Origin of the sequence: Bacillus cereus group sp. RP43 (genome assembly GCF_040459645.1) — a bacterium.
GTDB classification, from domain to species: domain Bacteria; phylum Bacillota; class Bacilli; order Bacillales; family Bacillaceae_G; genus Bacillus_A; species Bacillus_A mycoides_C.
Genome location: NZ_JARVHQ010000001.1, coordinates 4,597,464 through 4,611,931 on the forward strand (window position 1 = coordinate 4,597,464; position 14,468 = coordinate 4,611,931).

The following is a 14,468-nucleotide window of genomic DNA, read 5'->3' on the forward strand; positions in this document are numbered from 1 at the left end:
GAAAAATAAGTAAGGTGATATTATTTTCACCTTACTTATTTGCTGTTATTATACTTTAAATTTACTAGTCATTGCTTGTAGTTCTTCGGCCATCTCAGCTAAGTTTTGCGAAGCTGAACTAATTTCTTCCATCGAATTTACTTGTTCTTCTGTTGAAGCTGCAACACTTTGCATACTAGCGGTATTTTCTTCTGCAGCCGCTGCAATTTCATCAATAGCATTTGTTACTGCATTTGCATCTCCAGCAATTATCTTCGTTGTTTCTACCATTTGATTAACTTGAGAAACAATATGTGTAGTAGAACTTAAAATTTCTGTAAAACTTACTTTGGTTTTCGTTACAACCTCTAAGCCCTGCTGAACTTCCCCACTCACATTATCCATCGCCTTAACAGTATGTTCAATATCAGCCTTAATTTCTGTAATTAAATTTGCAATCTCTCCAGATGATTCTCCTGATTGCTCTGCTAATTTTCTAACCTCATCTGCTACAATAGCAAATCCTCGTCCCTGTTCACCTGCTCTTGCTGCCTCAATAGCCGCATTTAAAGCTAATAAGTTCGTTTGAGTAGCAATGTTTTGAATTGCTTCAGAAATAGCTCCTACCTGCTTTGATTTCTCATCAAGAAGTTTAATAATGGCATCTGATTGGGACACGGACTTAGAAATAGATTGCATTTGTTTTGCAGTTTGCTCAACCAATTCTTCTCCCTCTTCAGCTCTTTCTCTCGCATGTAATGAGGAGATTGAAATTGACTCTGCACTTCCAGTTACATCTTGAATTGCTGTATTTACTTGTTGTAATGTAGCCGCACCCTCTTCAACACCTTGTCTTTGTGATTCAGCCCCACCCGATACTTGTTCCATTGCAATTGTAATTTGATCTGTCGCATCATTCGCTTGCTGTACACTCGCTGTTAACTCTTCCGCCGATGCAGCGACATGTTCTGCTGAAAAACTAATTTGAGTAATCACATCTTGTAAAGACGTAGACATTTCATTAAATGAATTCCCTAATTTCCCTATATCATCCTTGGAATGGATTGTAATTGTTTCAGTTAAATCTCCCTTACTAATTTTATGTGCCGATTCAGCTATTTTTCGTAATGGCCTTGTAATAGAATTTGTAATGAAATAAATTAATACACTACCAAATACAATAGCGATAGCAATGACAATCAAAGTCTTATAAAACACTGGATTCGCAGCTTGAGTAATTTCTTCGTCAAACATAACTCCAACTACTTTCCATCCTGTTTTCTCATTTGTTGCAAAGATTAAATTCTTTTTATCATCTTGTTCTGCATAAGATACATTTCCTTGTTTATCTTCATAAATTGGTTTAATCCAAGGCTCAGTAACCTTTGAACCTGGTTTTCTAGATGGATGACTAACAATTTGCTGATCTTGATCTAAAATAACCGCATAGCCTTTTTCACCAATGTTAATCATTTTTGAAATCTTTAAGATGTTATCCAAATTCAAGTTAATGCCTATAACACCTTTACCATCTTTTACTTCTTTAGCAATTGTCACTACCATATTTTTTGTAGATGCTGATTGATACGGTGCAGTAACAATTACTTTCCCTTTATTTTCATGTGCTTCTTTATACCACGATCTATCTGTTGGATTATAGCCATCAGACATTTGAATAAATGGTTCTCTTATAAACTTTCCTGTCTGCGTTCCAATATAAATACCTTCTACTTCTGGATGAAGCTTTATATATTGCGCTAACTTCGTTCTTACTATTTCTTCTTGTCCGTTTGGATATGTATCCTCTGTTAAGATGTCTGCAAAGTACGTCGCATCAACAAATTTCTCTTCTATATTTTGAGAAATAACAGTATTTAAAACTGAAATATTTTCCTTTGCTTTATCTGTCATTTGATGTTCAAAATTTGTTCTGGCAGTTTGATATGAAAAACCACCGATAATAAGTCCCGGTATAGTTAAAATAATAAAAAATGAAATGATTAATTTTTTCTTGATACTCATACTTTTAACCCAGTTGAATATATTTTGCATAATAAACCTCCTTTATGTAATGTAGAACACTTGTGTAATTTTATACAATCAACATATATAAAACAATATATAATGATAACATGTAATTTTTTCGTCAATTATGCATTTTTACATATCCACTTCTCCTAAACATTTTAATCCTAAAAAATAAGAGAACTTTAGCATATATAATAAGCTAAAGTTCTCTTATTTCTTAACAGCTTCTCTTCAAAAAAATTCGCAAAAATTCTCTTACAATTCCTTAAATCTTTATCCTTCACCTTATAGTTATATAGTTCATGCTCTTCTTCCTAATTTATTTGGAGTTATTTACATAGCTAATTGCCTGACTCCCCATCTGCACCCATGCCTGTTCAAAGTTCCCTCTTGGCACTTTTACATCTAAGCTATCATCGAGGGGATCTCGAATATATACAGATTCCTTATCGTACCCAACAAGTACAACACAATGTTCATTATACGTAATAGAAACATCCCCACTATTTGTTTCCCATGTAGTAAATTCATCCTCATCTAGCGGTGCATATGTTGCATTCGTAATCATGACTACCGGTTGTCCTGCCTTTACACTCTTATAAATTTCTTCTATACTCTCCCCTGTTAAATCCACGGCTTTATTAGGTAAATATTTTTTCGCTAACTGAAAAAGCGGTCCATGATATACACCGTATCCGGATTCAGAAAAAGTATAAATATTCCCTACAAACCCTTCATTCGGATTCCCACGTACACCCTCATCCATAAAATCAACTTTTTTTATTTCATTTGCTAATTTCATCTTATCTACAGAAACACCCGCATATTGTAACATCATCGCTAGGCTTGTCACTTCACAGCCTCTATCTAGCTCTGGTAATTGCTGAATTAAAGGCACATTTGATAACATGACTTTTTCATCGTTATTACTAAACTCTATTCGTTTTTGACTTTGTATACTTGATAATAGTAATTCCTTTGCTTTCTCCACATACTCTGTAATCCCATTTGTATATGCACCCCATATTCCTATACATAGTACGGACATACATATATACCACTTCCATTTTCGTATCACTCTCACGCCCTTTTTAATTCGTTAAATATGAATAAAACGCATCAGCATCTGTTTGAACCATAGGAACAAACTTAAGCTCTTTTCCCTTTTCAGGTTGTTCAAAATTTATCTTCTCCGCTAAATCTTGAATATTCAAATTCGCTCTATCCATACCAAGCTCATCTGCTATTTCTATTACCTTTTGCTCATTTATTTCTCTTAATACTTGATATATATCTTTGCCATATAAATCAATATGATATTTTTTTGCTTCTTCCTGTACTTTTTGTTCGTACACTTCTCGTGCTAACTCTTCCATCTCTTTTCCTTGTTGAGCAATACCTAGATTTTCTGCTTCTTCTCTAACTTTCGCTCCGTAGATTTCTTCCTCAATTTCTTCTATTTCTTTTCCTTCAGTTGAAACACCAAGCTTTTCTGCTTCATTATTAATTTTAATCTTATTAATTTGATCAATTAAACTTACAATCGACGTATTCTCTATAGATATTCCTAGTTTCAACGCTTCTTTCCTCACTTTTGTTTCATAAATTTCTTCTGAAAGAATTCCAACATCTTTTCCTTCTGCCGAAATACCTAATTGTTCTGCTTCTCTTCCTACCTCAGTCTCATGAATTTCTTTTTCTAACGTAATTTGTTCTTTCCCATCCGTTTCAATGCCTAACTTTTCCGCTTTTTCTTCAGTATGCATTGCATGTATTTTCCCATCATTTAATTGTTCTTTACTACGCTGCGTGTAATCTGTCTTTCCTTTTGTCATTCCAGAAGGAGAGGCACCCCCTAATATACTTAAACTCATTACTCCAATAGTGAATACCGTCATCATTTTCTTTTGCAAAATTAATTCCTCCCTCTCACGCTTTCTTTTCCCAGCTTTCCCATAATTTTTTTTATACTATACATAAACTTCATCTCTGTTAGAAATAACCTTATGATTTATCCAGTTCATTCAAAAAAACCTTACAGCTTTTCTTTCCATCACAAGTTTCCATGATGTAATACATGATACAAGTTGTTCCTTAACTTTCCCTTAAAAAAAGACGACCTTGTAAAAAACAAGGTCGCCTTCTCACTTATAATCTTTGGTTTTTAGGAAAAATCACTTCAAAACAAGTGCCCTCTCCCCATTTGCTCTCTACTGATATTTTTCCGTAATGCTTTTCTACAATCCAATTGGCGATTGAAAGACCTAATCCAGCTCCTTCTGATGTACTTCTTGTCTTATCCCCTTGATAAAAACGATCAAATAATTTCGGAATATCTTCTTCTTTAACCCCTATCCCATTATCTTTCACCCGTATACGAATTGAATTACTCATTTGTGTGCAATCAATTTGAATATGCCCGTCTTCATTCGTATACTTCATCGCATTATCTAACAATATGACCATCATTTGATGGATTCTCTCTCTATCACCCCTAAACGATATGTCACGTTCTACTTTTAATATCATCTCTTTTTCTTGATAAGAAGCAATTTCTTTATATGGATCTATGATCTCTTCTAACAATTTATCCAGTTCAAATATTTTCTTGTCCATCTCAATTTGATTAGAATCAGAACGTGCTAACAATAATAAATTGCTAACTAGTTTCGATAACCGCCTGCATTCCTTAGATATTGTAGAAATGTCCATCGCTTTTTCTTCTATCGTAGCGGATGGTGACTGGAATAAAACATCCGTTTTTGATTGAATAACTGCAAGTGGCGTTCTTAATTCATGCGATGCATCGGAAACGAACTGCTGCTGCTTCTCCCATGAATTTTGAATAGGTATGAGTGCTCTGCCAGCTAGGAAAAAGCCGATACCTATTGCACAGAGACTTCCTATACCACAACCTATAACGAGAATTAAAAATAAAGTATTTAACATTCCTTCTTCCGCTGTTATATCTCGCACGATTTGAACTATTTCTCCATCTTTTTGAAGCGCAAATGCTCTAAAATATCGTCCTTGCACTTCAATATCTTGCAAATCCTCTAACTTTTTTGGAGAAAACTTTTCCAAATTCTCTTCAAAAATAGAACGAAATTTACGGTTATCGCCCTCTATTTTCACTATTTTCCCATTCCAAGTTATTCTAGTTACCCATGGATCTCCAATTTGGATATTCTCCATGCGTTTTCTTGGTGGTATTTTAACATCTAGTTTTTCTCCATACTGAGCCATCATTTTTATAGATTGATCCACTTCATTATAAATACGCTTATATGTGTACGAATAAACAATACTACCTAATACTCCTATTAATAGAATAAATACTAATGAGTTCACTATAGTCAAACGGATGCGTGTTTTTTGAAACATACTTCCTTTTTTCATTGTTCTTTTAACATATATCCAATACCACGAACAGTTTGAATATCTTTCTGATAACCGAATGGCTCTAATTTTTTACGTAAATGATGCACATACACTTCTACAATTGCTACTGTCGTATCTGAATCAAATCCCCAAACACGATCAAAAATTTGTTCACGCATTAAAATCTTTCCACTATTTTGAATGAGATACTCTAAAAGCTCATATTGTTTTAATGTCAGCTTAATATCTTGTCCATCTACTTGAACATCTTTATCTTTTCCAAACAATTCAATTCCTTTATATCGAATTGTCTGCTTTGTTGTTAAACTACCACTTCTGCGTAATAAAGCACGAATTCTCGCCTTTAGTTCTGGTGCTTGAAACGGCTTTACGATATAGTCGTCTCCGCCAAAATCCAACCCTTTCACTCGATCTTCTAAAGAATCTCTCGCTGTTAAAAACAGGACTGGCGTTTCAATCTTTTCATCACGTATTTTTTGAATTACTTCAAACCCGTCCATTCCTGGCATCATCACATCTAGCAAAATTGCATCATAAATGTTTTGCATCGCCAAAAACAATCCATCTTCTCCATTTAACGCTGTATCTACTTCAAATTCATCACGCAAAATTTGTACGATAGACTCTAATAACGAAGCATTATCTTCTACTACAAGTAAGCGCATATTCTCACCTTCCATAATATAGTTCAATTCCATTTATTATTACATTACTTCTCTTCATAACGAAAGAATGTAATCCTATTATGTAATTTCATTTTCAACTATTTCCTTCTAAGTTTTTGCTCGATATAGAATTTTGAACCTTTATTATAAAAGCTCTTTCTTAAATTTTGCTTAAGAAAAAATTGAAAGAAATAAGATTTCCCTTATCTCTCTCAATTTTTTACTACATACACCTTTTTACTCGGCAACTCCAAACAATTTAACTGACCACCATATACAGCCCCGCCATCAATTCCAATAATACGATTACTACCAAAATATACTCCGCAATTCTCACTACCATGAAGCGTTTTTGTTTCCGTATGGCCAAATACAACAACCTTTTCGCCACTATACCCACTATGAAACTCATTACGGATCCACATTAGCGTATATGGTTCAGATTCAGAAACTCGTTTCATTGGCTCAACACCAGCATGTACAAATATATACTCTTCTGTTTCAATGTAATGATCTAATTCTTGAATGAATTTTACATGTTCCTCTAATACGTGAGATTGTAAAATCGGCTTTTGGAAGTCTCCTTCATTAACTGCGATATCTTCTTCTACAAATCCATAGCTATATAACGTTTTATCTCCACCATTTCTTTTTACCCAATGGTTCCATGAACGTTCCTCATCTGTCGTTAACGCTTTAATCATCATATCTTCATGATTTCCCTTTAAAACGAATGCTCCTTCTTCTTTTAGCTCTTTTACCTTTTCAATTACAGCACGTGCATTCGGACCACGATCCACATAATCCCCTAATAGAATTAATTGATCTTGTTTTGCATTGTATTGTATTTCCTCAAGTAACTTTTTAAATTTATCAATCTCTCCATGAATATCACTAATGACAAGTATCCTATTCATTTTTCTCCTTCTTTCTAAATAAAGTTATTTCTAATTATAACTTTATTTAAAGGAATTTTCTGAACTCAACTACTAGAAAGTATTATTATTACAAATGCAGCTAATTTCCTTACAACACTGTAAGCCTCTTGTCATTCAATTCGATAGTTGCAATTACTATATTTCCTTATACTAAAAGTAAGAAATGAAACAAAAAACAAGGAGAGATGAGATATGAAAAAAGTGATGGAAGTTGTAGTAGCGGTGGTAGAAGTTTTCGTAAATGGTAAACAAGTTGCAATGGAGTTAAATAAATAATGAAAAGGACAATATTCGTTCTAGACCCTTTACTCATATAAAAGAGATAAGAGTTCATCATTTCATTGATCCCTTATCTCCCTGTAAAGAAAGCCGTATCCTGAACAAGGATGCGGCTTCCTTTACAATAATCTAGATATTCGAATAAACTCCAACAGCAAACAACTGTGTTTAAAATTTAAGTGATATGTAAATTCATTCCGTATTTAATCAATTTTAGTTTTCTCGCCACTGCTTGCGAAGCAAAGTTATCCCAAGAAGTACTATAAAGCGGAATGCGTTTTTCTTCTTGTATTGATATTGCCCAAGCTGCAACAACATCAGCACCATATCCATTTCCTTGGAACGCCTCTAAAGTTTCCACACTTGCCTCAGCAGCTATGGGCGTACTTCTGGCACTGCAACATATAGAAACTACCTTTTCATTTTTAACAATCGCAAAATAAGGTTTCCTCCATTCCATCTGTTCTATTAAATTAGGGAAATTTTCTCGCATGAGTTCTTTATTCTTCTCTGTTATTTGTATCGCCCTAGTTAGCTTGTTTGAATTATTTGGAAACATGTAAGCAGAACCCATCCAAATATTCTCCACCGTTCTCTCATCATTTAATACTTTAATAATCTTTGCTATCTCTATATGATTTGAACATTCTAAAATTAATTTTTCAATCTTACTTATCATTTCACTATCCAGATTATAATGATATCTCTTTATATTCCCTTCACGAGTTCTGCCAAGAAAAAAACGCGGTGCTTTCGGATTTCCCTGTTCATTTACACATATCATTTTTCCTACTTGATTATGAACAAATAAAACCTCTGCCTGAATTGCTATTAACTCAAGTTCTGAAAGCCTCATTTATATCCTCCTTAGTTACTATGTGTAGTCTCCATATACTATCCATTCATACTCTATTTTTCATGTTCAAAACAAAAATCCCATTTAAATACACATTACTGAATCCATCATACTAAATGACTTCTTCATTCTGTCTATCTAAATGGGATTAATTCGTACCCTTTATTTCTTCTTCTTTTTACTCCATTGGTTGTTGTGGCTGCACTACTTCATTCGCTCCAGCTATCCTCAACATATTTGCAATATCTTTAAAGCCTCTTTTTTCAGCATATTGCAGCGGCGTAATATTTTCCTTATTGGCCATATTTACATCTGCCCCGTGGTCAATAAGCATTTGAATTACTTTCTTATGACTTTCACTACCATTTCCTAATACAATTGCTTCTAATAAAGCTGTTCCACCACGTTCATTCTTATAATTCACATCAATATTTGTATGCTCTAATAATTCTTTAACAACCTCTACATGGCCACGCTCAGATGCAGAAATAAGTGCTGTTCCACCTGACTTAGTCGTTTCTTTCGTATTAACTCCTGCATTAATTAATACTTTTACAATATCCGTATATCCTTCTCTACTTGCATAAAGAAGTGGATTGCTTTGTTTCTCATCTTTAATTTCAATATTAGCACCTGCACCAATTAATGCTTTAACTGTCTCTACATGATTTTGATACGTCGCTGCAAGGACAGGCGTTTCTCCGTTGTCACCTTCTACATTGATATTCGCTCCATCTTGGATTAGCTTCATAGCTGTTTCTGTGTCTCCAAGCGTCGCAGAAAGTAGCAACTGTTTGTCCATTAAATTTATACTTTTTTCTTCTTTAACTTCATCTTGTTCTTTATGCTTTTCTTTTTTCTTTTCACTTTTCACATGAACCGGTTTCGATTCTGGTTCTTCTTGCTTATCGCAAGCCACTACCGTCATTAAAAGTCCTAATAACATACATAATAAAATTTTTTGTTTTCTCACAACTACAGCTCCTATGAAAGATAATGTTTTCTTAACCATTCCTCCATGACATACAATAACTCTTCTTGAGTACATTTATCCATAAGCCCTTTATATTCCTTCTTTAATCGGATTATCTTAAACTTATACTATGTTTCTCAACCTATTGGAATGATACGCCTGATGGCCTCATCATTAACATTACGAAGCAATTAGTTTAGCACGTTTTTACCGCATTTGTATACATTTCTAAAAAGTACATAAATGATTGCTTTAGGTTACTATATTCCATTGTAACCGTTCTTCTGAAAATTTTACACCTTTTCTATATTTGCACCTGAGTAATAATAGAAAAGGACAACCATACATGGCTGTCCTACATTATAAATACTTCTTCACTTTAATGGGAATGCCCACCGTTATTCCCTTTTGTTGGTTTCCCCATCATCTCTTTATTCATTTCCCATTTATGCTCTGCTAGCTCTTTATACGAAAGAACCTTCCCCTTATAGTTAGATACAAAGCTCTCTGCATCTTTTTTATTTTCAAATGAAATGACATTATAAGCCATTGGTGTCGTTATTGTTTTATCATATACGTAAGTGGCATCTTCTAACGAAACCCAATCTTTCGAATCATAATCTCGGACAAATTTTTCTTTCGTCTTTTCACCTGAATTAATCTCCATCCATTTATACATACAACCAATATCATCAAACTTTAACGCTTTTCCGTTTTCTAAAATGATTTCTGTTGCAAATTGATTATCCATTACCCCAATTTGGCAAATATCACACTTATCATGTTTCTCATCAATCGCAACAGCTTTTAGTTCCTTTTTTCCACATCCTACTATCGTAAATATGAAACATAAACATATAACAAGTACGACATATTTTATCCTCATCAATATTCCTCCCTAAAAACCGTTTACTCCACGAAAAGAATATCAAAAGTTTGTGTGAGATTTGTGAAAAAACAATGTTCTTTTTGTAATATATGGAACAAAAAGAGATGTGCAGTTACTTCTACACATCTCTCATCATTCACAACCAGTAATTAATAAATCATCTTCTAACTTAACTAATAATGTGTCCGCATCAATGTTCTGTCCAACTTCTACATTTACTAATCTTATATTTCCACTGATCCCTACTGCGATTTTTTCAATCTCACCGTCATTTTTTCGGATCATCATTAATTTCTCCCATTCATATACGTAAGAGGATTCATTAATACAAATCTCTTCTACTATTCCTGTACATGAACTATAAATCTCTTCTATTCTTGTTTCCATTCAAAATCTACTCCCTACTTCACGCGCTTCTCTTTTTCACCTTATTCTACCATTCTTGTATACAGGTATTTATCTTTTTAAAAATTCAAAATTACCTCGTGAACAAAATGATCAAAATAAAGATTATGCTTCTAATGATGTTATTTTCTTAATTATTTACCATTCGAATTGAACCTTTTATTATAAATAAAAAACCTTTTATCTGAATTTTTATTTTATTTTGAAAGCGCAATCATTTTCTGAGGGGGAAATTACATGGTAGCATTACTTGGATTTGCAATGGTATTTGTCTTTATGTTTTTGATTATGACTAAACGTATGTCAGCCTTAGTAGCATTAATATTAATTCCAATTACTTTTGCATTAATTGGTGGATTTTATGCAGACATGGGTCCTATGATGTTAGACGGTATTAAAAAGTTAGCACCTACTGGTATTATGCTTATGTTCGCCATTTTATATTTTGGAATTATGATTGATAGTGGTTTATTTGACCCTGTTATTAGTAAAATTTTGAAATTTGTAAAAGGCGATCCTTTAAAAATTGTTGTTGGTACGGCTATCCTTACTATTATCGTTTCATTAGATGGGGACGGAACAACAACATATATGATTACAGTTTCCGCAATGTATCCACTATATAAACGTCTTGGGATGAATCCACTTATATTAGCTGGGGTTGTTATGTTAGGAGCAGGTGTGACAAATCTTACACCTTGGGGTGGACCAACTGCCCGGGTTATGAGTGCTCTTGGACTTGATGCCTCAGAACTCTTCACACCACTTATACCAGGAATGATCGCTGGTGCAATTTGGGTAGTTTTCGTTGCCTACTATCTTGGAAAAAAAGAAAGAAAACGTTTAGGAATTATGGATGTACAGTATTTAAAACAAATGCAAACAATGGATGAGCAAGCTGCGACAGTTGAAGCTGAAATACATAAACGCCCGAAACTGCTATGGATTAACTTTTTATTAACTGCTTCCCTCCTCGTTTGTCTCATACTAGAGATTATGCCGTTACCTGTTTTATTTACAGTCGCTTTTGCTATTGCTGTTATGATTAACTATCCTAACTTAGAACAACAAAAAGAGCGTATTGCGTCTCACGCTGGAAACGTATTAGCGGTTGTTTCTCTCGTCTTTGCTGCTGGAATTTTCACAGGTATTCTATCTGGAACAAAAATGGTAGATGCGATGGCTCAAAGTGTTGTTACTCTTATACCAGATGCACTTGGCCCACAGCTTCCAATTATTACAGCTTTACTAAGTATGCCGTTCACATTTTTCATGTCTAATGATGCTTTTTACTTCGGCGTATTACCTATTTTAACGAAAGCCGCTGCCGCTTACGGAATTAGTGCCGCAGAAATGGGACGTGCTTCGTTACTCGGTCAACCTGTTCACTTACTGAGTCCCCTCGTTGCTTCCACTTATTTATTAGTCGGAATGGCCAAGGTTGATTTTGGTGAACACCAACGATTTACTTTACTTTGGGCTGTTGGAACGACAATGGTTATGTTGATTACTGGAATTGTAATTGGAATTATTCCAATATAAGATGAAACTAGGAAAAACAGTAGAGGAAATGTAATCCTCTACTGTTTTTATTGTTGTGAAAGTCCCCTATGAAGAAACGCGGAAATACCTTCTTTCTGGCCTCCCCACACTTCCATATATAAGCTCCGCATGCACTTTCTTTCCAGAGATCAAATACTCTAAATAGCGCCTCGCAGTTGATCGGCTTACACCTACCATTGAACTTAGCATCTCTGCAGTAATTCCCTCTTCATTAACAGTTAACATATGCTTTTTTATTTTTGCTAACGTTAAAGGATCGATTCCTTTTGGCGCATATTCTATTGGATTTGCCTGCACCCCTCTTTGGGACCATAGATGTTCAATCTGTTCTGAAGATAATTGAGCATTTTTCTTTAACTTCGTAATCTTCTTTTGATAACTTTCTAAACTTGTTTTAAACCGATCAAATGTAAGTGGCTTTACGATATAATCTGTTACCCCGCCTCGTAAAGCATGCCGCACTACATCCGTCTCTGATGCGGCTGTAATCATAATAATATCTGTATCATGCAAATTATGCCTAATATATGTGACGAGTTCTGTCCCTTGCATGTCAGGTAAATATACATCTAATAAAACGAGTTGTGGCTTTACAAACTCTAGCCATTCTTTCGCCTGTTCCCCAGTCGTTGCTGTTCCAATTACTTTAAACCCTTCAATTTTTTCAGTAAAACGCCGATGAATGTCCGCAATCCGAATATCATCTTCTACAATTAATACTTCAATCTCCTCACCCATTACAACTCGCCTCTCTCTTTCGGTAATGCAATAATGAACAACGCACCACCTAAATCCCCTTTTTCAATTGCAATGCTTCCATTTAAATCTTCTACTAACTCTTTCACTTTCGCTAATCCATATCCACGTTTTTCGCCCGCCTTCGTCGAAAAGCCTTTATAGAATATGCTTGTAATTATTTCATCATGAACACCTTGTCCTGAATCTTCCACTTCAATTAATATTTCTTCGCCAATGTCTGTTACAAACATTCTTACTTTCTTATTATGCTCGTGATTTCTTTCAATTGCTTCAAATGCATTCGTAATCAAATTCCCTAAAATAGAAACAACGTAATTACTCTCAATATGCGGACTTAACTCTTCTAAACTACTTTCCCGATCTAACATAAAATCAATCTTCAACTCTCGCGCCCTATTATAAAATCCAATTAAAATCCCACCTAACCATGGATTTTGAATTCGTTTCATAATAAATTGAACAAACTCTTGATATACTGCCGTTTCCTTATGAATAAGCTCTAAAGCATCTTCATAAGACTCTAATTGAATAAGACCTGAAAGCGTATACAATAAATTGTTATATTCGTGCGTTTGCGCCCGTAATGCCTCTGTATATTGCCGTGTTTGAGATAATTCCGCTGTTAATTGATCCATCTCAGATTTCAAGCGCAAGCTGGATACTACACCAGTTACTTTATTATTAACTTTAATAGGTAGGCGATTGGCAATAACATCCTGCCCCTTTATATTTAATTGGCGATCAAATTGTTCTTCTCCAGTTTGAAGTACATCCAGTATCGATGAATTAGGAATAACATCTAAAATAAATTTCCCTATTATATTTTGTTGTTTATCTAAAGAAAGGATATCGTATGCCGCTTGATTTACTAAACTAACCATGCCATTTTTATCGATTACTACAATTCCTTCACGTACAGATTGAATAACTGTACTATGCTCCTCGTATAAAGATGAAATTTCTTCTGGCTCCATTCCAAACATCATCCGCTTAATACTTTTAGCTAAATATACAGAGCCAATTATACCAATTAACAGACCTGTTATTGTAATCCAAAACACACGCTTTCCATACACTTCTATCGCTCCATGAATATCATCCATGGAAAAACCAACAGATACTACACCAATAATTTCATTATCCTGATTACGAATTGGGACTTTTCCACGTAATGAAGGCCCTAATGATCCCGTTGCTTTCGAAACGTAAGATTTCCCTTCTAATAGAACCCCTTTGTTATCTCCGCCCACCATAGCTTCTCCTATTTTATCTCGCTTAGGATGTGCATAACGAATACCATCTTTATTTCCAACTACAATAAAGTCAGCATCTGTTTCGATTCGAATTTTTTCTGCAATTGGCTGAATAATAGAAGCTGGATTTTCTTTTTGAAAAGCTTCCTGGATTTCCGGTATAGCAGCAACTGTTTTCGCAACATGCAACGCTCTTTTTCCGATTTGGTCTTCTACCGTTTCAGATAATATGTAGTAAAATAAATAACTCGTTAACAGAAGCACAGCAAGAATAAGTGTACTAATAGTTAATGTAATTCTCGGTTGTAGTTTTAATTTTTTAAATTTCAAAACCATTCCCCTAACATGGATAAAGATTGAATTTAAAGAAAATACAGTTTTTTAATTATTACACTTAATCATAACACGGTTACTACACATTTCTTTATTTTTATCTCCATAAAAAAAGAAACGAAGTAAAATTACTACCTCGTTTCTTA

13 protein-coding genes and 1 pseudogene are annotated in these 14,468 nt (G+C 34.3%); 1 reads left to right on the forward strand and 13 read right to left on the reverse strand.

Annotated features, from left to right (window positions below):
• Positions 1–48 precede the first annotated feature (48 nt).
• The 11 genes and pseudogenes from QCI75_RS30585 to QCI75_RS23970 form a co-directional block, all read right to left on the reverse strand.
• On the reverse strand, positions 49–996 hold the full coding sequence (locus QCI75_RS30585) for a methyl-accepting chemotaxis protein (RefSeq protein ID WP_483299476.1): 948 nt from the start codon (positions 994–996) through the stop codon (positions 49–51).
• Positions 988–2,031: pseudogene (locus tag QCI75_RS30590) on the reverse strand (HAMP domain-containing protein); the annotation flags it as partial. The gene QCI75_RS30585 and the pseudogene QCI75_RS30590, both read right to left, overlap by 9 nt.
• A 295-nt stretch (positions 2,032–2,326) precedes the next feature.
• Positions 2,327–3,055, reverse strand: a complete 729-nt coding sequence (locus QCI75_RS23930; protein WP_353761306.1) for a C39 family peptidase — start codon at positions 3,053–3,055, stop codon at positions 2,327–2,329.
• Positions 3,056–3,098: 43 nt separating this feature from the next.
• Positions 3,099–3,920: a transporter gene (locus QCI75_RS23935; protein WP_353761307.1), complete on the reverse strand. Its 822-nt coding sequence runs from the start codon at positions 3,918–3,920 to the stop codon at positions 3,099–3,101.
• A gap of 235 nt (positions 3,921–4,155) precedes the next feature.
• Positions 4,156–5,391 carry a sensor histidine kinase gene (locus tag QCI75_RS23940; protein WP_353761308.1) on the reverse strand — a complete coding sequence of 412 codons (1,236 nt, stop codon included), beginning with the start codon at positions 5,389–5,391 and terminating at the stop codon, positions 4,156–4,158.
• Positions 5,392–5,402: 11 nt separating this feature from the next.
• Positions 5,403–6,074 carry a response regulator transcription factor gene (locus QCI75_RS23945; protein WP_144505897.1) on the reverse strand — a complete coding sequence of 224 codons (672 nt, stop codon included), beginning with the start codon at positions 6,072–6,074 and terminating at the stop codon, positions 5,403–5,405.
• Between the two features lie 212 nt (positions 6,075–6,286).
• Positions 6,287–6,991: a metallophosphoesterase family protein gene (locus QCI75_RS23950; RefSeq protein WP_144505898.1), complete on the reverse strand. Its 705-nt coding sequence runs from the start codon at positions 6,989–6,991 to the stop codon at positions 6,287–6,289.
• A 475-nt stretch (positions 6,992–7,466) separates the two neighbouring features.
• Entirely contained in the window at positions 7,467–8,147 is a 681-nt protein-coding gene (locus QCI75_RS23955) for a GNAT family N-acetyltransferase (RefSeq protein ID WP_353761309.1), read from the reverse strand.
• A 178-nt stretch (positions 8,148–8,325) separates the two neighbouring features.
• On the reverse strand, positions 8,326–9,195 hold the full coding sequence (locus tag QCI75_RS23960) for an ankyrin repeat domain-containing protein (protein WP_353761310.1): 870 nt from the start codon (positions 9,193–9,195) through the stop codon (positions 8,326–8,328).
• A gap of 304 nt (positions 9,196–9,499) precedes the next feature.
• Entirely contained in the window at positions 9,500–10,006 is a 507-nt protein-coding gene (locus QCI75_RS23965; protein WP_353761311.1) for a nitrous oxide reductase accessory protein NosL, read from the reverse strand.
• A gap of 135 nt (positions 10,007–10,141) precedes the next feature.
• Positions 10,142–10,396, reverse strand: a complete 255-nt coding sequence (locus QCI75_RS23970) for a hypothetical protein (RefSeq protein WP_002169200.1) — start codon at positions 10,394–10,396, stop codon at positions 10,142–10,144.
• Positions 10,397–10,651: 255 nt separating this feature from the next.
• Here QCI75_RS23970 and QCI75_RS23975 point away from each other — a divergent pair, with 255 nt between their 5' ends.
• On the forward strand, positions 10,652–11,956 hold the full coding sequence (locus tag QCI75_RS23975; protein WP_353761312.1) for a CitMHS family transporter: 1,305 nt from the start codon (positions 10,652–10,654) through the stop codon (positions 11,954–11,956).
• A 66-nt stretch (positions 11,957–12,022) separates the two neighbouring features.
• On the opposite strand, the gene QCI75_RS23980 is transcribed toward QCI75_RS23975, so the two are convergent.
• Entirely contained in the window at positions 12,023–12,715 is a 693-nt protein-coding gene (locus tag QCI75_RS23980; protein ID WP_144505903.1) for a response regulator, read from the reverse strand.
• Positions 12,715–14,325: an ATP-binding protein gene (locus tag QCI75_RS23985; protein WP_144505904.1), complete on the reverse strand. Its 1,611-nt coding sequence runs from the start codon at positions 14,323–14,325 to the stop codon at positions 12,715–12,717. The genes QCI75_RS23980 and QCI75_RS23985 overlap by 1 nt, the downstream gene beginning before the upstream one ends.
• Between the last annotated feature and the right edge of the window lie 143 nt (positions 14,326–14,468).